This is a genomic window from Sphaerospermopsis sp. LEGE 08334 (assembly GCF_015207205.1).
Classification (GTDB): domain Bacteria; phylum Cyanobacteriota; class Cyanobacteriia; order Cyanobacteriales; family Nostocaceae; genus Sphaerospermopsis.
The window spans coordinates 81,607-102,748 of the sequence record NZ_JADEXH010000011.1 but is presented as its reverse complement, the minus strand read 5'-3'; the positions used below and the strand labels follow the sequence as shown (position 1 = coordinate 102,748).

Sequence of the window (21,142 nt, the reverse complement as noted above, 5' to 3'; positions counted from 1 at the left end):
AGCTATAGGATGGTATGAGTGGGGATCACCAAGGTTTATCCTCCTGTAGCTAGAGAAAAGGTTAAAACTTTATGCCGTAAATTCCAGCAGTCTAAGTACAACAAAATCTGTATTCTTGTCAGGACTAGACATAGGGGGTACAACCCCTGGTATCATAGTTAAACAGGAATAAAAATTACACAATTACGGAGGTGCATCTCTATGCTTAGAGGTAACACGAAAAAACAATTAACCTATTCTCCTCAAAGTCAATTAGCCTATTTTCATAGGAAAAAATTTAGCTATTACCCTGACAAACAATACACCTATTACCCTCAAAAAAAAGTCAGCTATTACCCGGACAAAAAATACACCTATTACCAGTTAATTGCTGTATTTATAACCGGGTTGATAGGAGGATTGACAATCAATAATCTTTATCACAATTATCATGACCAAAGTGTACTTGATTCACCATCTGTAGAGTCAGCAAAAGCAAAAAAAACAGCCGTTGTCAAAGTTACTGCTCACATTATCACAATAGACAAACAAACAGCCTTCAATTCTGTCTGGAATCTGCCACAAGTACAACGCAAAGCCAAAGAGATTGAAAGTCTTTCTAAAGGCAGTATTCGTTTGTCCGCACTTGTTGAAAGTTCTCCTACTACCGATAGACCTTTTTATATAGTGAGAGTGTTTGAAAATCATCCAGATAAAACTACCAGTCCGGTTTATTGGTTTAAAGTTTCCAGTTCTACTGGTGTCATCCAACCTTTAGATTTGGTGCAGAACGAATACATAGCTCTGGAAAAATGGAATCCTGATGGACGGTAATAGTTTAAGCTTGGTCATGTCTTAAATAACGAATCGGTAATCCTTTTGATTTTTCTCTAGTCTCTACTCCTTGCATTTTGTTTTTTTTTAACTACTTTAATCAAACAAATTTTGACCAGAAAAATATCTTACAGCAGCTTTCAGCTATCAGCAGTCAGCTATCAGCTTGGAAATCCTTTTTGTCTCAGGCTTTGTGATGTAAATTTGTACCTCATTTACGTCGAAACTGCTGTAAATAGGGGTTGCTGAGAAAGTCTTGTCGTGATGACAGGTGACAGTTTCAAGAGTTGGATAGGAACGATTTTTCCTTTGAGTAGGAATCAAATGCAAGGTTTTTAAGTTTCCACCCCGTAAAAGCTGGCACTTTTTTTACCTGAAAACGGCTTAAACCCTTTACCTGTAATCTTTTCATGTTTATTCAGCAACCCCTAAATAGGACTTTGGACTTGTTGCTGGCTGAGGTTATTGGAGAAAGGTGAAGGGCAAAATTGTCTTAACGAAGGCAGAAGGCAAGAAGCAGTATCTTATTCTCCCCAATCACCAATCACCTCTTCCCCAATCACCAATCCTATTTTTTCACAACTTTGAGACGCTGAGTAATCATTGTCATGCCATCATTACGCAGGATGACCGCAGAAATCCATTGTTGTCCAGGGGTAGATGGTGCAGTTCCGGTTTTAAATAGTCCTCCAGCAGAGAGTAACTCTAAATTTACTGGTGTGGGGTTGAGATATTTGCTGGGTTGGATGGTTTCTTCCATAGCACTTCCCAATAGGAAATCATTACCTAATGGTTCTTGGACAATAGCATCAAAGCTATATTTCTGACCAACTTTTACCTGTTGTGGTAATTTAATTTCTACTTGGGGTGGTTTGTTGCCGGAGGTAAGCTGGGTGCGTTCGGATAAAATCTCTTGGTGCAGAATTTTTGTACCTGCAATGCGCTGACGGGATGTAATGGTAGCATTGAGAGCTAGATTATTACTGTTAGAAGATGGTAAACCTGTGATTGTGGTGACTGTTTCTGCAATGATGGTGTTACCTTCTTTTTTCCAAGATTGTAGCCTTGTACTGTATCGTAGTTGAGGATATCGCTGCCAGAAAGATTTTAAAGCTTGTTCCATTGTTTGGCGGTTTAATCCATCGCCATGAGTGAATTTGGGGCTGTAAAATTGCATTACGCCTTTAATATCACCCCGACTAGAGGCTGTGTCAATTTGTGTGAGGAGGTTTTTTAGTGCTGGGGGTACATTTTCCGGTTGAGCAGCTTGAGCAATTTGCCCATTACTGGTTAAATTCAGTGTCAGTAGGCAGGACAACAGGGAAATACTGCCAGTTAATGTTTTGTTGTGGTTCATTAATAAAGCAATAATATTAGTCATTGATTATAGTTTACTGATTTACTCACAAAATTCAGGAATTTACAGCAGGAGTCAGGAGTCAGGAGTCAGGAGTTTTTTTTGATTTTGAAATTCTGCAAACACTTACAAAGTGCAAGCTTTTTTAAGCTCACAGTACCTAAAACCATGCGAAATTTTAATTTTAATCGTCCTCAATCCCTTGATTTATCTAGGTTTTACATTTATTCAGCATCCCCTATTTATGTCTAAGTTTCAAATGATATTCTGTACCTCATTGATATGTAATCTGCTGTATTTATCAACAACCGCATGAAGTAGAATGTTTGGCGCTACCTTGATTGTAATGGATATGTTAAAAGGAAGGCGGTTTCATTGTTAAATGGTTGTCAGTAGTGGTGACAGCTATCACTATGCTAATCAAGGTTTTTGCAGTTTTGTTAATTCGGATGACTCCGGGTAAATTAATTGCATAACTATGATATATTTCGATGGTTTTAGGAAATATAGGTTTCAATGCCAAACGCACGGTTAAAATTACTCATAGCTGCTAGTGGGACTGGTGGACATTTGTTTCCGGCGATCGCATTAGCTGATAAATTACAAGAATATGAAATTGAATGGCTTGGTGTCCCCAATAGACTGGAAACTCAGCTTGTACCTAGCCAATATCCTTTGCATACTATCGCTGTGGAAGGGTTTCAACAGGGTTTAAGTCTTGCCTCTGTGGGTATCTTGTTTAAACTCATTGGTGGAATTTTACAGGTGAGACGCATTCTTAAACAAGGAAATTTCCACGGATTATTTACTACTGGCGGTTATATTGCTGGTCCTGCGGTGATTGCTGCTCGTTCTTTGGGTTTACCTGTGGTTTTTCATGAATCTAATGCTTTACCTGGTAAGGTGACACGATTTTTTGGACCTTGGTGCAGTGCGGTGGCTGTGGGTTTTGATGTGGCTGCTAAGTATTCGCCTGGTGTTAAAACTGTCTGTGTGGGTACTCCTGTGCGATCGCAATTTTTGGCTCAGGAAATTGCAGAAAGTTTAGATTTACCTATCCCTGATGGTGCGCCTTTAATTGTGGTTTTTGGCGGTAGTCAAGGTGCGGTAGCGGTGAATCAGTTGGTGCGCCAGTCTGCTCCGGCTTGGTTTGAAGTTGGTGCTTATATTGTACATTTAACAGGCGATCGAGATCCAGAGGCGGATAGTCTGCAACATTCCCAGTATATATCATTACCATTTTACGATAATATGGCGGCTTTGTTACGACGAGCTAATTTAGCTATTAGTCGTTCTGGTGCGGGGAGTTTAGCTGAGTTGGCGGTGTGTGGTACTCCAGCAATTTTAATTCCCTATCCTTTTGCAGCGGAAAATCATCAATCTTTTAATGCAGCGGTGTTTACTGAAGTTGGTGCGGCGTTGAGTTTTCAGCAGTCTGAGTTGACAGCGGAAATTTTGCAAAAGCAGGTTTTAGATTTGTTGCAATCTCCAGCAGATTTAACAAAGATGGGAGAGAAAGCAAAAGCGATCGCAACTCCCGATAGTGCTGATAAGTTGGCTGCTTTGGTGCGGGAAATGCTTTTCAATAATTGATAATTGACAATTGACAATTGTCAATTATCAATTGATAAAAAGTTGATTAAATTTAACGGGAGCATCCCAAATGTGTAAGTTTATTTTTTTGATTGAACCGCAAAGGACACAAAGTACACAAAGGTAAGAGGGTTTCAGAGAGTTTTTGGTGTAGTGGCGGTTATTTTTTCAAAATTGGGATGCTGCCAATTTAACCAGCTATGACATTGACATCCAGGAAATTTTCAATTAAAGCATAAACATCACTACGGCTGAGTTTTTCTTTACCATTGGCTAACGCCTCCAGTGTACCGTGAGCTAATGCCAAAGGAATTTGACAGAATTGCAAAGCAGGTCCTGGCGGTAGAGAGTTAGTATAAATATCAGCCAAAGCCAGATTACGACGTGCGTATTTTTGCAAATGCTCATGATGCCAACCCTGGGGAAAAAAGTCTACACCACGGGTTAAATCTTCAGCGTTATTACGTAAAATATTTACAGCTTGTAAACCTCTACCAAAAGCGATCGCCTGAGTGCGGTTAGTTTCTGTGCCATCGTACCATGACCATAAATCTGAGAGTAACAACTAATAAAAAACTCTAGGATTTACGCACAAGTCACAAAAGAATTAACCACTCCAGCCACAAAGAACACAGAGGAATAGAAGTTTGGGAGAGTTTTTGCTAAGTCCTATTTCTAACTCATTGAACTCATTGAACTCCTGATAACTGATAACAGTTATGTAAATATTTACCAACTTACATGGTAAACATTTGGTAAAATCGTCAATACCCTACTGAGTATCAATTATTATGAATGTCAATTTTGTAAAAACCCTTGTCTCCCTGAAAAGAAGACGATTAATGATATTAATTACTACAGCATTAACCACAATGCTGATAGCAATTGGCTTACGAAGCCTCACTTCCACCCCTGTAGTAGCACAGTCTAATACCAACTTACTGGTATCTGCGGCTGCAAGCATGAAAGATGTATTGGCAGAAATTAAACCTCTATACCAACAAAGTCAGCCAAACGTTAGCATTACTTATAACTTTGGTGCTTCTGGTGCTTTGCAACGACAAATAGAACAAGGTGCGCCAGTGGATGTTTTTATATCTGCGGCCAAAAAACAAGTAGATGCTTTAGAACAGAAAAATCTTTTAGTTCCTGGTAGTCGTACCGTCATTGCTAATAACGTGCGTCAAGTTTTAGCATCTGTAGAAAGCGGAAATACTGATGCGGGTTTAGTTTATGTAACTGATGCGAGAATTTCCAATAAAGTCAAAGTTGTAGTTGCGGCTGACGAAAAATATCATTCTCCAATTATTTATCCTTTAGCCATACTCAAACGCAGTAAAAATGTTGATACAGCTAAGAATTTTTCTCAGTTTTTAGCTAGTGATAAAGCTAAAGCTGTATTCAAAAAATATGGGTTTATTCTGCCTTAACTATTGTTGTAAGCATTCAGCTATCAGCAGTCAGCTAAAACTCCTTTTTAGGCTAATTTTTCAGGATTTTGAGGGGGCTTATAAATCCCAGATAATAGCTGATTACTCACGGCTGAATACTCAGGGGTTGCTGAAATTAAATTCCTGTATTTCTCAATCAAATCTTGTGGGGTGGGCATCTTGCCCGCCCTAATTATTTAAAGTAAATGACATCCTTGATCTTCACTTTTAAAGTCAATAAAATCCTTAATCTTCACTCATTTTTCACTAATGTTGACGTTTCCAAATAACTTATTTATCCAAGGACTAGCAATGAAAATTCCCGCTAGTACCAACAAAAATACAGAAATTCCAAAAATTTGGTCACGGGGAATTTCTAAAACACCACGTAAAATAATTTCTCTTAATGCTGAAACAATAGTAATTTCTACGGCAGCACCTACAGAAATACTATGTTCTTGCAGATAATCAACCAAAAGCCTAAATAATTCCACAAGTATCAAGATAAACAAAATATCAGATGTTACTTCCCGCAAATCTAATGGATGCAAAAAGGAGATAAACATATCTCCTAATCGAATTAGCATCACACAAAATAAACCTACGCAAAGAGAAATAACAATAATATCTTGGAAAAGTTCTAAATTACGGACAATTCTATCACGTTTAAACCAACTATTTACTTCTACAAGTATGCGTTTTGGCATAGTCGCTACAGTATATTTATTTTTATGGGTGGTAAAAAGTAATCTTAAATTAAAATCCAAATTTACAATGTTTATCGAGAGCATTAATAAACTTTTATGAATTATTTCCGCCCAACTCAATAGACACTAACAGAAAATAGCTACGAAAGAGATTAATGATAGCTTAGAAGCTTTTTACAGAACTAGCAAAATTGAGAAATACTGGAGCGAATCATGAAAATTACTTATGACTCAGAAGTTGACGTTTTAAGAATTATCTTTAAGTAATGCAGAAATTGAAGAAAGTGATGAAGAAAAACCAGGAATCATTTTAGACTATGACGAAGTTGGAAATATTATAGGAATTGAAATCATAGTTTACACATCAGATAGGATTACTATATGCTTATAATTGGTAAGTATCAAAAACCTATCCTGTAGCAGTGCATGAGTTACTGTATCAATCCTAACTGTCCCAAACCGCAAAACCCCAAACAACCCTTATTTTGTCACGCTTGTGGTTCTGAGTTACTTTTAGAGGGGTGTTATCGAGTCATTCGTCCTTTGGGTGGTGGTGGTTTCGGTAAAACCTATGAAGTGGAAGACTCTGGTACAAAGAAAGTTCTCAAGGTTCTGTTTAATACAGTTCCTAAAGCAGTGGAACTATTTCAGCAAGAAGCGGAAGTTTTAAAACGACTCAACCATCCCGGTATTCCGAAAGTTGAATCAGATGGTTACTTTATTTATTCTCCTAGAGATAGTAAAGAACCCCTGCATTGTTTGGTGATGGAAAAAATTGAGGGAATGAACTTAGAAGAATACATGATTCAACGTAACCATCAACCCATCGGTGAACGTGCTGCTGTAAGATGGTTGAAACAGATAGTTGAAATTTTACAACAAGTCCATCAACAAAATTATTTTCATCGAGATATTAAGCCACCTAATATTATGTTACGCCCAGATGGGCAGTTAGTATTAATTGATTTTGGGACAGCGCGGGAAGTTACACAAACTTTCATGCAAAAAGTAGCAGGACAGCAAGTTACAGGAATTATTTCTGCGGGTTATACACCATCGGAACAAGTAAATGGTAAAGCTGTTCCGCAATCAGATTTTTTTGCTTTGGGGCGAACTTTTGTTTATTTGTTAACAGGTAAGTCTCTTGATAAATTTAATGAAGATGCACGAAATGGAAAGTTAAATTGGCGAAATTATGCTGTTGGTATTTCTCCAGGTTTAGGAGATTTTATTGATTATTTAATGTCGCCATTTCCGGGAAATCGTCCGAAAGATACACAGGAAATCTTAACTTGTATTAGTGTAATTGATGGTTCTTTTAAATTGGAAAATTCAGGGAATGAAGTTCCCAGTAGTAACCATAAAACAAGTAATTTGAACTATGGAAGTTTCTGGTTGCGTTTATTAGCTTACTGTACAGACATTTTTATTTTAACTATTACTATATCCCTATGGTGGAAAATATTTTTTAACCTTTTTCCTTTGTTACCAGATTATACTATTAATTATGTTGGAGCTTTTGGATATTCTTTAATATTTACATCACTAACTACATTAGGAGGAGTTTTCGGAGAAATATTTGCTACTATATTATTTATTAACTCTTTCAATGATCCGACAGAACCTTTATTTGCTTTTATCATACCTACCTTTGGTTTTATTAGCAAATGGCTATATTTTACTTGGTTTGAAAGTTCTCATATGCAAGCAACTTTGGGTAAAATTATTTTCGGTCTTAATGTTAAGAATATCTCTCAGAAGCGTTTAACATTTGGTGAAGCTAATGTAAGATTTTGGAGTAAAAGTCTTTCTGGTTTAATTCTACTGATAGGTTTCATTATGGCTGGGTTTACGGAGAAAAGGCAAGGTTTACATGATAAAATAGCTAAAACTTTGGTTATTAAAAAACCATTATAGATGATTTGGTGCATGAGGATAGACAATGCAACCAATAGTTGTATTTTATAAAAACATCCTCTGAATTATTGTTTATTTCCTATCTCTTAAATTTCATAACCCATAATATAATCATCCATCACAAACCCACCACCAAAATCTATTACCTTACTCTCAATAATCTTAAACCCAAATCGAGTATAAGCTGTAATTCCTTTTTCATTTCTTTTATTAACATTGAGTATGATTTTCTGCAAATTCATTTCTTTGGCTTTTTGACAAACATGAGATAAGATTATTTGTCCATAACCAAACCCATGCAGTGCAGGTAATAAATAACATTTATGTAATTTCAAATAATTAATATTATTAATATTATCCTTGACTTCCGCACCATAAGATAAATAACCAACTATTTGATTATCTTTAACGACTTTATCGTAAAATATTCCTAGCTGATAAATTTCTTTTTCAATTATTTCAAGAGCATACATTTTATCTAACATATATTCTATTTGTTCAATACTGATAACTCCAGGATAGTGAGTACACCAAATTTCTCGACTAACTTTGATCAGTTCTTCAAAATCAGTATCTAATAATTTCTCAATTTTGATTGTTAAATTATTCATATATGGAAAGTTACAGGAAACAGGTGACAGGTGAGAGAATTTTGGATTTTGGATTTTGGATTTTGGATTGTTTTGTCATCTCCAATCGTCAGGATTCAGGATACAGAATACAGGATTGAGAACGAATTAGGGTTTTTGAGTCATTGGTTGTTGATGAAAAAACTTCCTTCTGTGGATTCCTGCTACACACAATTATTCTGACTCCTGAAGTCTTACCTCCAATCTAAAATTCTTCTGACTCCTGACTCCTAAATTCTGCTATATTTTAAACTTTAGTTTCTAGCGGGTGCTGAGAAGTTTGTAAAGTTTGCGGTAAACCCCAGTCAGGGCGCAACTTAGCCGCTTGACGCAAATAAATGTGGTGAACGGGAGCAGAAGTTGGCAAATAGGCGTGAATTAAAAAGCGAATACAACGCTGTAAACTGCCTTCGACGTGCATTTGTTGGACATCCAACATAGCTACACTATCCCATAAAGGACGACGGCGGGCGATCGCTGCTGGAAAAATAGCATCTAAGTCACGGGTGACAGAAAAAGTAACACTCAAAATCTCTGTTGGTTCTAGTTTATTCCGTCGTTCCAGTTCATTAATTAATTCTGTCACCGCTTCTGTAATTGCTTCTACGCTATTTTCGGCAACGGTTGTTGCACCACGAATTGCCCGCATTTGCCATTCCACTTCCAAAGTCCTCCTGAATTAGTCATGAGTTATTAGTCACTAGTCATTAGTCATCAGTACACAGACTGGTAACTAGTGACTATTGACAATTAATCTACGGTCTATATAACCACAAGGGTAAACCACTTGTAGACATTTCAAATTCCAGCCAATCAATGCCAGCCGCAATTTGTGATTTCGACTGACTACTACCTGGTAGAACTCGACTCAATAATGGTTTACGTTCTTCTAGCGTATAACAAGGAGTTTTTTCTGGATCAAGTCCGACTAATTCCGCTGTCCACCGTCGTGCATCTTCTTCTGTTCCTAAACGGTCTACAACCCCTAATTCTAAGGCTTGTTCTCCGGTGAAAATGCGCCCATCAGCGAAATTTTTAACTGTTTCTACCTCCAAGGAACGAGCTTCAGCTACTGTTTTGACAAACTGGTGATAGCTGACATCTATCAATTCTTGCAGGATGTTTTCTTCTGGTTCTGTCAGTTCCCTGTCAAAAGATAAAATATCTTTATAAGGTCCAGACTTGATCACCTTAAAGGAAACACCTACTTTTTCTAACAGACGTTCTAAGTTATTTCCCCGCAAAATCACGCCAATACTACCTGTAATTGTGCCTGGGTTAGCCATAATGTGTTCCGCTCCCATGCCAATATAAACGCCTCCAGAAGCCGATATATTGCCAAAACTAGCCACAATTTTGGTTTTTTTGCTCAATTGCTTCAGGGCGCTGTATATTTCTTGGGAATCTCCTACAGTACCTCCAGGGCTATCAATCCGCAGCAGTAAAGCGGGAAATTTCTTTTCTTCTACTGTTTTGAGGGCTTCTAATACCCGTTTGCGGGTAGCACTGGCGATCGCACCAGTTATTTCAATCCGAGCAATTTGTTTACGAAACTTGGGTTTAAACGGCCAGATCATGAGTAATCTAATCAGTTATTAATAAATTTAATATATAGCAGTCGTTAGGGTAATTATGACAATCTTAAATTCTGGGATCTTTGCAAGACAAGAGTTTTCAAAAGCTGACTGCTAACTACCTCCTACTAACTCCTATGTCAAGAACTTCCATCTAGCAAGTATGAAGCTCTTTAAATTTTAAGGAAATTTTTAGATTTGGTTTATAGTGTTGTTTGCTATATTTCTTAATAAAGCAATATTTCTTTAAATGTCCAATTCTCAACCACATTCTGTACTGGTTTGTTGAGTGATTGTCAAAAATCACCATTTCCAAAACAAAATCTAAGTGGGTAAAGGTACACCAATTATACAGTCGTTAATATATACATATTTTTTAACAGCACAAACCAGAGTCATTAATCAACTGTTAGTTAATGACCAGCACAGACTTACTTCCAAAAAATCACAGCAATAATTGAGCTATGCCAAAAATATAGTTAAAGTCAGGGATAGCAGTAGATTTCTTGATAAGAAAGTTAATTTAGTCGTAAATTGTCATTAAATGAAACAGATGCGTTATTAATGTTTATGACTTAATTATGAATCAATACGCAGTATTTGATACCGATAATAAGCATAGATATCAAAAAGCCCACCTACAAAACCGAAAGTAAGACTGATAACAAATAAGCCATTGATAGGACTACCAGTACCAAAAGTAGCCAGAAAATGCAAAATCTGAGTGGGAATGTTTTCAGTTAGCCCTTGTAAACCAGGAACAAATCCAAAAATTCCTAAGCAGATTAATATACCACCCACTAGGAACATAGGAGCGATGAAACTGAAAACAGTAGTAAGCAAGAAAGATCGGAGAAAGTTGGTAAAAAGACTCATGATTAGGCAATCTCCAAGAGTAAGGTGAATGATAGCCAAGAAGCAGTACGTTAATTTCTACAATACGTGCGATCGCTCCTGAAAAGTTAATTTGTCAAAAATCTTAAGTTTTCATTAAAAGAAAAGTTAATATAACCCTCAAGTGATGAGGCTATTTTGATGGCTTCCAAAGGGTAAAATACCTGATATATCAAGACTTTTGGCGTTTAATAACGTCGTAATATATTAAATCAAGCAAAAGAAGCAGCTTAATTTTCTGAGAGAATCTTTAAACTAAGTTAATGTTTGGGGATTGGGGACTGGGAAGAAAATTTTAGATTTTAGATTTTAGATTGGAGTTCATGAAATACAATCCAAAATCCAAAATTATATCACCAATTACCTATTCCCTATTCCCTATTCCCTATTCCCTATTCCCTATTCCCTCACAAAAAACCAATAACTTTCGCTATTCTTAAAGCATTCACTGAGTTAGATAGAAAACATTGAGCCAGACTATATCCAAATCCGGTTTAGGTGCATGGACCCAGCGATTACTAGCAGCGATTTTTTTAGGTGGACAAGTGATAGTTCACCTGATGAAAGGCAAAATCCATCGCCGTAATACCTTAGAACAACTAGCCGCAGTTGGTCCAGATTCCTTGTTTATTGCCTTATTGACAGCCGTTTTTGTGGGTGCAGTATTTACAATCCAGGTAGCACGGGAGTTTATCAACTTTGGTGCAGGAAACTTAGTTGGGGGAGTATTAGCAGTAGCCTTAACCAGAGAACTGACACCAGTGCTAACAGCAGTGATTTTAGCTGGGCGAGTTGGTTCTGCATTTGCCGCTGAAATTGGCACAATGCGGGTTACAGAACAAATAGATGCCCTGTTAATGTTAAAAACAGACCCCATTGATTATTTAGTTATTCCTCGTATCCTGGCTTGTTTATTAATGCTGCCTATCTTAACCTTGTTATCCTTAGTTACCGGCATGGGTGGGGGACTAATAGTTGCCATCAATATTTATAACCTCTCAGATACAGTATTTTTAGACTCAGCCCGTAACTTCTTGGATATTTGGGACATCGTTAGCGCCATGATTAAAGCAGGCTGCTTTGGCATTTTAATCGCCATCATTGGTTGCAGTTGGGGTTTAACCACCACAGGAGGAGCAAAAGGTGTGGGACAATCAACTACAACAGCTGTTGTTACTGCCCTGCTGATTATCTTTATTAGCAACTTTTTTCTATCATGGTTAATGTTTCAAGGAACAGGTGGAGGATTCAATCCTGGACTGTGATTCAATTTTGGATTTTGGATTTTGGATTTTGGATTGTTTTTTCAGATCCAATCTAAAATCTAAAATCTAAAATCTAAAATTTTCTCCCCTATTCCCTATTCCCTATTCCCTAAAATTATGACTACTTCATCCGCGCCTAATACCATATCTACAGTGGAACTCAAGCCAAGTTACAATATCCCTATTGTGTTGGTGCTGGGTTCTATTCCTCTACTGCTGTTGCAACCTTGGATTGGAGGAGCGATCGCGCTGCTAGGATTATTTTTAATGTTGCAAGCTGTAACCTTGCGGTTTCAATTTACTGCTACTGATTTTGATCTTTACCGGGGTGAAAAGTTAATTCGGCGTTTTCCTTACCGAGAATGGCAAAACTGGCGGATTTTCTGGAATAGAGTTCCCATTTTGTTTTACTTTAAAGAAATCAACAGCATTCACTTTTTACCGATTTTATTTGACCCCAAGACCTTAAAATCTTGCTTAGAAGAACGCTGTCCCAGGATTTAGTTTTACATCTGTCAGTTGTCAGTTGTTTTGGGCTGACGATCAAACTCACTATTTGATAATCTATTGATTTATCAGACATTCTGACTCCTGACTCCTGACTTCGGTTGGTGAGCGAAGTCGAACCACTGACTCCTGGCTCCTGACTCCTGACTCCTGAATTTTTGGAGTGCTTTTGATTTATTCGCGTTATAGAATTACAATATTGTTTATGAACCCAGAGGAATCCCAAACTCCAAAACCGATAGATGACTGGTGGGAAGAAACGCCGAATGAAATTTCCACAGATGAAAAACCGACGGAAATATCAGGAAATTTATCGGATGATTCACCATTAGAGACAGAAACATCAACTCCAGCACAACCATCAGCAGCGGAAGTTAATGTAGAGTCTACAATGATGAATAAAGAAACAGAAACAGCACAAACAGCACAAACAGTAGAAAAAATAGATAACAAATTCCTGGAATCAAAATCAGAAATTAACTCACTATATGCAGTAGCAGCGCAACGAGTAGCCGAGTTACAGGAAACTGAAGCAGCACTGAAAGCAGAAATATCTCAACTGCAAATTACTTACAAAACCCTTCAGGGACAAGTGAGCGAAACTCAAACAGCACTCTCGAAAATGGTGCAAGAGTCCCTTTCTTTGTTAGAACAACGTAAACAGGCATTGCAAATTTCTGTAGAACAACTGGAAAGAAGACAAGAACGCATTAGAAATGAAATGCGAACGACTTTTGCAGGTACTTCTCAAGATTTGGCAATTCGAGTACAGGGTTTTAAAGATTATCTCACAGGTAGTTTACAAGATTTGGCAGCCGCAGCGGAACAATTGCAACTTGTGCCGGCTGTGAGGGAACGAGAAAGAGAAAAACCAGCCGTAAAAGAAGCGAAAAAAGAAGCCAAACCTGTTGAAGAACAGTCTCAGACTTTGCAATTTGCCCAACAACAATTTCAAGATACAACAAAACAAATTCGCCGTTTAATTGACCAATATCGCAACCAGCCTGATTATTATGGTCCTGCATGGCAGTTAAGGCGCACTTTTGAACCTGTTCACGCTGAAAGAGTCTCTAACTGGTTTTTCACCTTAGGAGGACGGGGTGCGCTGCGGACGATGGGTAGCCGTTTGCAAAATATTTTGATTGCTTCGGCGGCGATTTCGATTTTACATAAATTATATGGCGATCGCCTACGTACTCTGATTTTAGCTAATAGTCCCGAACGTTTGGGCGAATGGCGACGGGGTTTACAAGATTGTTTAGGTATTGGTCGTCCTGATTTTGGACCAGACAGAGGTGTGGTATTATTTGAATCACCTAACGCTTTAGCCCAAAAAGCAGACAGATTAGTGAAATCTAATCAAATGCCGTTAATTATCATTGATGATTCTGAGGAGCAAATTAGTTTAGGCTTATTACAATTTCCTTTGTGGTTAGCTTTTGCACCAGATCCGAAAATGATGCGCGATCGAGATTTTGATGATGATTTTTAATTATAGGGAATGGTGATTGGTGATTGGTGATTGGTGACTGGGGAAAAAAATTTTAGATTTTAGATTTTAGATTGGAGTTAACAAAAACAATCCAAAATCCAAAATCCAAAATAAATAACTCCTGACTCCTGATAGCGAAGCGTGGCGTTAGCCATACTTCTGAACTTCTGAACTTCTAATAAAATTATGGCTATTTGGTTAACTTTGTGTGGGGTAGTGGTTTTATTAGCTTACCTTTTGGGTTCTTTTCCCACTGGATATCTTGCAGGTAAGTTATTAAAAGGTATTGATATTCGTGAAGTTGGTTCTGGTTCAACTGGTGCCACCAATGTCCTGAGAACTTTGGGTAAAGGTCCGGGGGCTTTTGTGTTATTTGTTGATTGTTTGAAGGGAGTATTAGCCATAAATCTGGTTTATGCTTTATTCAATTTTGCTCCTGGTTATAATGTCATACCTACAAATTTAAATGTGCAATTATGGCAACCTTGGTTAGTAACTTTGGTTGGGTTAGGGGCAATTTTAGGACATAGTAAATCAATCTTTTTAGGTTTTACTGGTGGTAAGTCTGTGGCTACCAGTTTGGGTATTTTATTAGCCATGAATTGGCAGGTTGGTTTGGCTACTTTGGGGGTTTTTGGTGTAGTTATTGCTATATCTAAAATCGTTTCTTTAAGTTCTATTTCTGGTGCTGTTGCTGTTTCTATTTTGATGGTGGTTTTCCAGCAACCTTTAGCTTATGTTTTGTTTAGTATTGCTGGGGGTTTATATGTAATTATTCGTCATCGCAGTAATATTGAAAGGTTGCTGACAGGTACAGAACCCAAAATTGGACAGAAGGTAGAAACTGAATCTCAACAAACAGCGTAAATAAAGCCTGATAATTAATTCCCAGTTTCATGAAATTTGGCTATCTAATACTTGGTTTATTTACGCCGTACTGTACTACCATCTTTTTGTGTGGGCATCGCATCTATAGCGACGCTCATTTATTTACTGTTACCAATTCCCTAAGATAAAAAACTCTGTACCTCACTAACTTGGTAAATGCTATATCTATAGATTTATTCATTTATTTTTCTTTCATGGGGGGGCGAAAATTGATAGTTGAGGGGTTGACTCGGCGCTGGGGGCGCGGTATTATTCTAATATAATGGAGTGTTGCTGAAATTTTTAGAGCAAACTACATCCCATTATTAGAGCTTGTAAATATAATCCTACCAGGAATAAATAAAAAAAGCAACCCTTTCCAGCCCCAAAATCATAAATTTTTTCTCGATATTTTGCAAACATGAAGGATAAAATTCAATATGATTGAACCGCAAAGGACACAAAGGTAAGAAAAGGTAAGAAAAGGTAAGATATTTTTTGCTATTGTTGCGGTTATGAAGATAGATCCCCGACTTCTATAAAACAGTCGGGGATCTGGAGTGGTTGTAATGATGCTGACAAAAGTGGTTAAAATAGATGGAAAAGTCTATTTTTACAACCCGTTATGTCTACAGAATCAAATATTGAAGATGTACAAGCACCAATTAATACTGCACCACCGGAAGTTAAACAGATAATTGAGAGAGTTTGTAGGTTAGAAAAATCAAGACTTGCGAGAAAAAGCAAAGGTGCAATTAATGATGATATTTTAGGAATAATCAAAGAAGCAGTGAAAGAAGTGGTGCAGGAATGAAACTAACCTCGATTAAACTTTGTAATTTTCGTTCTTTTTATGGACAGACTCCAGAAATTACCATTGCGACGGGAGATATTAAAAATACTACAATAATTCATGGGAATAATGGAGCAGGTAAAACCAGTTTATTAAATGCGTTTACCTGGGTGTTATATGAAAAATTTACTGCTGCGTTTGCTGCGACAGAACAGTTAGTTAATAAAAGAGCGATCGCAGAAGTAGAAAATGAACAACCTGTAGAATGTTGGGTAGAAGTTGGTTGGGAACATGAAGGAAACCGATACCGAGCAAAACGCACCTGTCGAGTATATAAAAATCCTACCAACATGGAAGCAACAAAAACAAAATTAATTATTCAAACCGTAGGAGATGACGGTAAATGGTATTTTCCCATTGAACAAGCAGAAGAGATTATCAATAATATTCTACCAGCAAGTTTACATCAATATTTCTTTTTTGATGGAGAAAGAATAGAAGAAATAGTCCGTTCTGACAAAAAAGCAGAAATAGCAGAAGCAACGGAAACATTTTTAGGAGTCAAAGTCATTGACTTAGCAATTAGACATTTAAAAGAAGCAAAGAAAACCTTAGATAATGAACTTGCTACTATTGGTGATGCAGAAACTAAACAATTATTAAAAGAGCAAAGTAAACTAGAACAAGAAATGGAAAGAATTAATAAAAGACAAACAGAAATTAAAAAAGAGTTAGAAAATCAACAGACATTTAAAAAAGATATCAGCAGTCGGTTGATAGAACTAAGTGCAGTGCGAGAATTACAAGAAAGACGGGAAAGTTTAGAAACTCAAAAACGTAGTAGTTATGAAGAACTGAAAAAAACTAAAGAAGCACTGAAAAAGATTATTTCCAAACAAGCATATACCGTATTATTAGGTGAAACAACTGCAAACTTTCGGGGAATTATCAGCGAATTAAAACAAAGGGGAGAATTAAAATCAGGAATTTCTAAAGAATTTGTTGCGGAATTAATTCAAACAGGAAGATGTATTTGTGGAGCAGAATTAAAAGAAGGTGGAAATGGACATTTTCACGTTAAATCACTTTTGAAAAAAACCGGATCTTCCTCTGTAGAAGAAACAGCAATTAGAATGGGAGCGCAAGTTGATGACATTGATAGACAAGCGGATAATTTTTGGGACAATGTTAACAGAGAACAAACAAGAATTAGTCAGATCAAAACCTCACTTTCCCAAATAGAAGGGGAGTTAGATAATATTGAAGAAATTTTGCGAAAAGATCCCAATGAAGATATTAGCGGTTTACAAAAAAGGTTAGATGGAATAGAAGCGAAAATAGATGAATTAAACAGAGAACAAGGTGCAAACCAACAGGAAATTTCTCACATTAAAACAGAAGTTGATGTATTAGTAAAACAAATTGCTAAACAAAAACAAAATGAAGGAAGACAGATTTTAGCACAGCGTCGAATTATTGCAACTCAAGACGCAATTGAAAGATTAACAGAGGTGAAAAATAGACAGGAGAAACAATTTAGATTGCAGTTAGAAAAGCGAGTACAGGAAATATTTTCGGAAATTTCTGTAACTCCTTATATTCCCAAAATTACCGAAAAATATGAACTAAAATTAGTTGAAAATACCACAGGAATAGAAGCACTGGTAGCAGCATCTACGGGAGAAAATCAAATTCTCAGTTTGTCATTTATTGCAAGTATTATTGATAAAGTGCGGGAGTGGAGTGAAAAGAGAAAAATCATGATGGTTCCTGATAGTAGCACTTTTCCTATTGTCATGGATTCACCTTTTGGAAGTTTAGACGCTAACTCTCGTCGTCACATTGCACAAACTATTCCTAAATTAGCAAATCAGTTGGTAGTTTTAGTGACAAAAACTCAATGGAGGGTAGAAGTTGAGGAGGAAATTATTGATAGAATTGGTAAGGAATATGTGTTAACTTATTATTCTTCTAAACCTGACTGTGAACAGGATTTTATGGAGGTGAATGGGGAGAAATATTATCTGATTCGTCAAAGTCCTAATGGTTTTGAGTATACTGAAATTGTGGAGGTGGAAAGGTAGGAAGAGGAACGAACCACAGAGACACAGAGAACACAGAGAAATAAGAGAAATTCATCTGCGTTTATCTGTGTTCATCTGCGTTTGCTATCTCACATCAAGATTTAAAGACAAGAGGTGATATCATGGTTATTGTTAATTTGCCTAAAATTGATACAGATACCTGGGTTAAAGTTAGTTGGAATGAGTTTCTAGAATTTGCTGAAGGTGCTGATTTTCAGGAAGGAAGATTTTATTTTTATCAAAATTATATGAGGGTGGAAATGTTACCAGTTGGTTTTCGTCATGGTCGTTATAATGCTGTGATTTCTAAAGTAGTGAGTTTATTTGCTACTCTCAAAAATATTAAAATTCAGGAATTAACTAATACCAGTTTTAGAAAAGTTGGTGAAAGTGAATGTCAACCTGATTTAGCTTTTTATATTAGTGATGCAGTCAGATTTCCAGCTTTGAATAATTCTCCTATTGATATTAATGAATCATCTCCACCCACCTTAGTAGTAGAAATTGCTGCTTCTTCTGTTAATGATGATTTGGGTTTTAAAAGATTACTTTATGAAAGATTGGGTGTAAAAGAATATTGGGTAATGGATGCTAATAATAATGATATAATTGCTTTTGAAATTATTGATGGAGGAAGTCGCAGAATTACATCATCTCAGGTTTTACCAGGTTTGGAAATCTCAACTGTAAAACAAGCGGTTGAACGTAGTCAAACACAAGATGATGGAGAAATTAACCGTTGGTTGTTGTCAATTTTTTAGATAACTCTAGTAATTTGTAGGTTGGGTTGACGGGAGGAAACCCAACATTATTATTTATCTCAAGCAAAGGAGAAAAAAATGGTTGCTGTTTCTGATAGATTTTATATGACTCCCCAAGAGTTTTTACAATGGGAAGCATCACAAGAAATTAAACATGAATATCTGGATGGTGAAGTTATTGCAATGATAGGAGGTACTATTCCTCATGCTGCTATTACTTTAAATTTAGCTTCAGCTTTGAAAAATCATTTGCGGGGAAGTAAGTGTACTGCTTTGATGTCAGATGCAAAAGTAGGTGTTTCTGAAAATGGACCTTTTTTCTATCCTGATGTGGTGGTGAGTTGTCATCCTCAAGATAAACAAGCGATTAAATTTTTGCAATTTCCTTGTTTAATTATTGAGGTGCTTTCTCCGGGTACGGAAGCTTATGATAGGGGTAAAAAGTTTCAGCAATATCGCAATTTTTCTAGTTTACAGGAATATGTTTTGATTGATTCTCAAAGAGTTGCTTTAGACTGTTTTCGTGTAAATGATCGGGGTTTTTGGGAATTACATCCTTTTGTTGAAGGTGATGAGGTAGTTTTCACAAGTGTTGATTTTAGTTTTCCTTTTTCTTTGGTTTATGAAAATGTGGTTTTGGTGTGAGAAAATGAGGAGTTTAAGGATCAAGCAGGTTAATTTTTGATGCCGAATATTATCTGTGTTTATCTGCGTTTTATTTTTTCTCACGCAGAGTCGCAGAGTCGCAGAGAGAGGAAGGCTAAGGTTTATTTTCGTGCAATTTGTTGTAAGATATTGGGAGTTGATATTTTAAGATTATGGCGGAATCTGGTAGAATTAGGGTGGCTAAGGATAAGGCTGATTTGGTTAAGTCTTTAATTTCTTCTGATGGGGGAAATGGTCCTTTTCAAACTTTCGCTGATGTGATTGTTTTTGCTGCTGCTTTGGGTGTTAAGTATAAGAAGCGTGTTCCTTTTGAGGAGGTTTCTAAACGTGAACCTGTACCCATTAGGATAGAAACTTTCATGTCAATGGGATATGATGCAGTTATTAAATTACTGGGAATAACAGAAACTCAGAATATTCAAATCTTATCCCCTAATGATGAGGAATTTGAAAAACAGCGTAATGAAATTTTTGAAGAATACGCTAACGGTGGTTTAGAAGTTTTACAAGAACACCTCAGAGGTGCTATTGATTATACAGACCAAATTTCATTATTTTTAATATCTGATAAAGACAAGAAAAACGAAGATGATGGAGAATTTGATTTAAGAAAATTCCTAAGTTAGAAACTTACAATATTAATTACAATTAACAGGTTTTTAAAAACATGAACACTTTATCATTATACTGCCAAAAGTTATCTAATCTCAATGTAAACAATAATAAAAAACGTGGTATTGCTTTACATAAACCAATCTTAATTTTATCAGTTATAGATTTAATTAGCAGAGATATTATTGCAAAAAATGAAATTACAGTTTCAGATGAATTAATTGAAACCTTTGAAAAATATTGGCAGATAATAGGATCACATTCTTACACAGGAGGTTTACATTATCCTTTTTTTCATTTACAAAGTGAAGGTTTTTGGCATTTAGAACTTAAACCTGATTTTAATGGACTGCAACCAAAGACAACCAAGAGATTAAAACAAGCTGTAGAATATGCTTATTTGGATAATGAATTATTTGAGTTTTTACAAAATGATATTAATAGAAAAGAATTACTAGATGCACTAATAGCAGCATTTTTTCCTGATCAAGATAACCAAATAGATAGCATTTTACAAATTAATCAAAATTTTGAAGATGAAATAATAATACCTGAATCTGCTGAAAAAAGTCCTAAATATAGATTACAAAAAACAATTATTAGAAATGCCTTTTTCAGAAAAGCGGTAGTTTCTGTATATAGTTGTCAATGTGCTTTTTGTGGTTTAATGGTTAATAAAAATCTCAGCCAAAATATAGTAGATGGCGCACACATAAAACCATTTTCTCAATTTTACGACAGTAGAATACATAACGGTATCGCCCTATGTAAAAATCATCATTGGGCATTTGATAGAGGTTGGTTTGGTGTTGATGAACAATACAAAATTATCGTTAGTCAAAACTTAGAAGAAATATCTCCCCATGCTAAACCAATAAAAGATTTTCATGGTGAAAAACTAATATTACCTAAAATAGAGAAATACTTTCCAGATATTGAAGCTTTACAATGGCATCGTCACAATATTTTTCAATCATAAATATTACATTATACAGCAGTTTCCGTTATTATGAGGTACAGATATTAATGATAAAACTCTTGTGGTGCGGGCATCTTGCCCGCGAAATGTGTACCTCATATCTTCGGAAACTGCTGTAAATATTACATTAAAGCCAGGGAATAAATTCCCTGTCTTAAAGCTAAAGTCGGTTAAAACCGACTATTTAAACCTTTATATATTT

The 21,142-nt window shown here is 36.3% G+C and carries 21 protein-coding genes and 1 pseudogene; 15 read left to right on the top strand and 7 right to left on the bottom strand.

The genetic code is table 11. The features are described from left to right. Nucleotides 1–201: 201 nt before the first annotated feature. Nucleotides 202–813: a hypothetical protein gene (locus IQ237_RS08500; protein ID WP_228019890.1), complete on the top strand. Its 612-nt coding sequence runs from the start codon at nucleotides 202–204 to the stop codon at nucleotides 811–813. A 568-nt stretch (nucleotides 814–1,381) separates the two neighbouring features. Here the strand turns inward: IQ237_RS08500 and IQ237_RS08495 are convergent. After that, complete coding sequence (locus IQ237_RS08495; protein ID WP_194054091.1) at nucleotides 1,382–2,194, bottom strand: nuclear transport factor 2 family protein; 813 nt, start codon at nucleotides 2,192–2,194, stop codon at nucleotides 1,382–1,384. 492 nt (nucleotides 2,195–2,686) lie between these two features. Between IQ237_RS08495 and murG the strand changes: the two genes are divergently transcribed. Then, the gene (gene murG / locus IQ237_RS08490; protein WP_194054090.1) at nucleotides 2,687–3,763 is read left to right on the top strand and encodes an undecaprenyldiphospho-muramoylpentapeptide beta-N-acetylglucosaminyltransferase; all 1,077 of its coding nucleotides are present in this window, start codon (nucleotides 2,687–2,689) and stop codon (nucleotides 3,761–3,763) included. Nucleotides 3,764–3,953: 190 nt separating this feature from the next. On the opposite strand, the pseudogene IQ237_RS08485 reads toward murG, so the two are convergent. After that, a pseudogene (locus IQ237_RS08485) lies at nucleotides 3,954–4,328 on the bottom strand (phytoene/squalene synthase family protein); the annotation flags it as partial. Nucleotides 4,329–4,587: 259 nt separating this feature from the next. Between IQ237_RS08485 and modA the strand changes: the two are divergent. After that, nucleotides 4,588–5,193, top strand: a complete 606-nt coding sequence (gene modA, locus IQ237_RS08480; RefSeq protein WP_194054152.1) for a molybdate ABC transporter substrate-binding protein — start codon at nucleotides 4,588–4,590, stop codon at nucleotides 5,191–5,193. Nucleotides 5,194–5,450: 257 nt separating this feature from the next. Here modA and IQ237_RS08475 read toward each other — a convergent pair whose 3' ends face one another. Further along, a complete protein-coding gene (locus tag IQ237_RS08475) occupies nucleotides 5,451–5,900 on the bottom strand; it encodes a phosphate-starvation-inducible PsiE family protein (protein ID WP_194054089.1) in 450 nt (149 codons plus the stop codon). A gap of 274 nt (nucleotides 5,901–6,174) precedes the next feature. Here IQ237_RS08475 and IQ237_RS26805 point away from each other — a divergent pair, with 274 nt between their 5' ends. Together IQ237_RS26805 and IQ237_RS08465 are read left to right on the top strand one after the other, a co-directional pair. Continuing rightward, entirely contained in the window at nucleotides 6,175–6,291 is a 117-nt protein-coding gene (locus IQ237_RS26805) for a DUF2283 domain-containing protein (protein ID WP_309225742.1), read from the top strand. Between the two features lie 35 nt (nucleotides 6,292–6,326). Next, nucleotides 6,327–7,817: an RDD family protein gene (locus IQ237_RS08465; protein WP_194054088.1), complete on the top strand. Its 1,491-nt coding sequence runs from the start codon at nucleotides 6,327–6,329 to the stop codon at nucleotides 7,815–7,817. A gap of 86 nt (nucleotides 7,818–7,903) precedes the next feature. Here the strand turns inward: IQ237_RS08465 and IQ237_RS08460 are convergent, their stop codons facing one another. From IQ237_RS08460 to IQ237_RS08445, 4 genes are all read right to left on the bottom strand, one after another. After that, a complete protein-coding gene (locus IQ237_RS08460) occupies nucleotides 7,904–8,428 on the bottom strand; it encodes a GNAT family N-acetyltransferase (protein WP_194054087.1) in 525 nt (174 codons plus the stop codon). Nucleotides 8,429–8,693: 265 nt separating this feature from the next. After that, nucleotides 8,694–9,107 carry a chorismate mutase gene (aroH, locus tag IQ237_RS08455; protein ID WP_096567822.1) on the bottom strand — a complete coding sequence of 138 codons (414 nt, stop codon included), beginning with the start codon at nucleotides 9,105–9,107 and terminating at the stop codon, nucleotides 8,694–8,696. A gap of 94 nt (nucleotides 9,108–9,201) precedes the next feature. Further along, nucleotides 9,202–10,023 (bottom strand): signal peptide peptidase SppA, encoded by an 822-nt coding sequence (gene sppA, locus IQ237_RS08450; RefSeq protein WP_194054085.1) that lies wholly within the window; start codon nucleotides 10,021–10,023, stop codon nucleotides 9,202–9,204. 576 nt (nucleotides 10,024–10,599) lie between these two features. Further along, entirely contained in the window at nucleotides 10,600–10,896 is a 297-nt protein-coding gene (locus IQ237_RS08445) for a hypothetical protein (RefSeq protein ID WP_194054083.1), read from the bottom strand. 485 nt (nucleotides 10,897–11,381) lie between these two features. On the opposite strand from IQ237_RS08445, the gene IQ237_RS08440 reads away from it, so the two are divergent. The 10 genes from IQ237_RS08440 to IQ237_RS08395 all read left to right on the top strand — a co-directional run bounded on the left by IQ237_RS08440 (nucleotide 11,382) and on the right by IQ237_RS08395 (nucleotide 20,940). Beyond that, nucleotides 11,382–12,179, top strand: coding sequence for an MlaE family lipid ABC transporter permease subunit (locus IQ237_RS08440; RefSeq protein WP_194054081.1), 798 nt, complete (start codon nucleotides 11,382–11,384; stop codon nucleotides 12,177–12,179). 117 nt (nucleotides 12,180–12,296) lie between these two features. Further along, complete coding sequence (locus IQ237_RS08435) at nucleotides 12,297–12,683, top strand: DUF3119 family protein (RefSeq protein ID WP_194054079.1); 387 nt, start codon at nucleotides 12,297–12,299, stop codon at nucleotides 12,681–12,683. A 208-nt stretch (nucleotides 12,684–12,891) separates the two neighbouring features. Continuing rightward, nucleotides 12,892–14,178, top strand: a complete 1,287-nt coding sequence (locus tag IQ237_RS08430) for a DUF3086 domain-containing protein (protein ID WP_194054077.1) — start codon at nucleotides 12,892–12,894, stop codon at nucleotides 14,176–14,178. Between the two features lie 186 nt (nucleotides 14,179–14,364). Next, nucleotides 14,365–15,045: a glycerol-3-phosphate 1-O-acyltransferase PlsY gene (plsY, locus tag IQ237_RS08425; RefSeq protein ID WP_194054075.1), complete on the top strand. Its 681-nt coding sequence runs from the start codon at nucleotides 14,365–14,367 to the stop codon at nucleotides 15,043–15,045. Nucleotides 15,046–15,670: 625 nt separating this feature from the next. Next, complete coding sequence (locus IQ237_RS08420) at nucleotides 15,671–15,859, top strand: hypothetical protein (RefSeq protein WP_096567837.1); 189 nt, start codon at nucleotides 15,671–15,673, stop codon at nucleotides 15,857–15,859. Beyond that, entirely contained in the window at nucleotides 15,856–17,922 is a 2,067-nt protein-coding gene (locus IQ237_RS08415) for an AAA family ATPase (RefSeq protein WP_194054073.1), read from the top strand. Before IQ237_RS08420 ends, IQ237_RS08415 begins: the two co-directional genes overlap by 4 nt. Nucleotides 17,923–18,044: 122 nt before the next feature. Further along, nucleotides 18,045–18,683, top strand: a complete 639-nt coding sequence (locus tag IQ237_RS08410; protein WP_194054071.1) for a Uma2 family endonuclease — start codon at nucleotides 18,045–18,047, stop codon at nucleotides 18,681–18,683. Between the two features lie 78 nt (nucleotides 18,684–18,761). After that, nucleotides 18,762–19,328 carry a Uma2 family endonuclease gene (locus tag IQ237_RS08405; protein WP_194054069.1) on the top strand — a complete coding sequence of 189 codons (567 nt, stop codon included), beginning with the start codon at nucleotides 18,762–18,764 and terminating at the stop codon, nucleotides 19,326–19,328. A 173-nt stretch (nucleotides 19,329–19,501) separates the two neighbouring features. Beyond that, a complete protein-coding gene (locus tag IQ237_RS08400) occupies nucleotides 19,502–19,975 on the top strand; it encodes a DNA phosphorothioation-associated protein 4 (RefSeq protein ID WP_194054067.1) in 474 nt (157 codons plus the stop codon). A gap of 41 nt (nucleotides 19,976–20,016) precedes the next feature. Next, complete coding sequence (locus IQ237_RS08395; protein WP_194054065.1) at nucleotides 20,017–20,940, top strand: HNH endonuclease; 924 nt, start codon at nucleotides 20,017–20,019, stop codon at nucleotides 20,938–20,940. Nucleotides 20,941–21,142 lie beyond the last annotated feature (202 nt).

Excerpts from the sequence above, each read along its gene's own strand:
- IQ237_RS08395 (WP_194054065.1), top strand. The coding sequence starts at position 20,017 with ATGAACACTTTATCATTATACTGCCAAAAGTTATCTAATCTCAATGTA.
- IQ237_RS08465 (WP_194054088.1), top strand. The coding sequence starts at position 6,327 with ATGAGTTACTGTATCAATCCTAACTGTCCCAAACCGCAAAACCCCAAA.
- IQ237_RS08500 (WP_228019890.1), top strand. The coding sequence starts at position 202 with ATGCTTAGAGGTAACACGAAAAAACAATTAACCTATTCTCCTCAAAGT.
- IQ237_RS08410 (WP_194054071.1), top strand. The coding sequence starts at position 18,045 with ATGGTTATTGTTAATTTGCCTAAAATTGATACAGATACCTGGGTTAAA.
- IQ237_RS08445 (WP_194054083.1), bottom strand. The coding sequence starts at position 10,896 with ATGAGTCTTTTTACCAACTTTCTCCGATCTTTCTTGCTTACTACTGTT.
- IQ237_RS08435 (WP_194054079.1), top strand. The coding sequence starts at position 12,297 with ATGACTACTTCATCCGCGCCTAATACCATATCTACAGTGGAACTCAAG.
- IQ237_RS08430 (WP_194054077.1), top strand. The coding sequence starts at position 12,892 with ATGAACCCAGAGGAATCCCAAACTCCAAAACCGATAGATGACTGGTGG.
- IQ237_RS08495 (WP_194054091.1), bottom strand. The coding sequence starts at position 2,194 with ATGACTAATATTATTGCTTTATTAATGAACCACAACAAAACATTAACT.
- plsY (WP_194054075.1), top strand. The coding sequence starts at position 14,365 with ATGGCTATTTGGTTAACTTTGTGTGGGGTAGTGGTTTTATTAGCTTAC.
- IQ237_RS08475 (WP_194054089.1), bottom strand. The coding sequence starts at position 5,900 with ATGCCAAAACGCATACTTGTAGAAGTAAATAGTTGGTTTAAACGTGAT.
- IQ237_RS08460 (WP_194054087.1), bottom strand. The coding sequence starts at position 8,428 with ATGAATAATTTAACAATCAAAATTGAGAAATTATTAGATACTGATTTT.
- IQ237_RS08400 (WP_194054067.1), top strand. The coding sequence starts at position 19,502 with ATGGCGGAATCTGGTAGAATTAGGGTGGCTAAGGATAAGGCTGATTTG.
- murG (WP_194054090.1), top strand. The coding sequence starts at position 2,687 with ATGCCAAACGCACGGTTAAAATTACTCATAGCTGCTAGTGGGACTGGT.
- IQ237_RS08415 (WP_194054073.1), top strand. The coding sequence starts at position 15,856 with ATGAAACTAACCTCGATTAAACTTTGTAATTTTCGTTCTTTTTATGGA.
- IQ237_RS08405 (WP_194054069.1), top strand. The coding sequence starts at position 18,762 with ATGGTTGCTGTTTCTGATAGATTTTATATGACTCCCCAAGAGTTTTTA.
- sppA (WP_194054085.1), bottom strand. The coding sequence starts at position 10,023 with ATGATCTGGCCGTTTAAACCCAAGTTTCGTAAACAAATTGCTCGGATT.
- IQ237_RS08420 (WP_096567837.1), top strand. The coding sequence starts at position 15,671 with ATGTCTACAGAATCAAATATTGAAGATGTACAAGCACCAATTAATACT.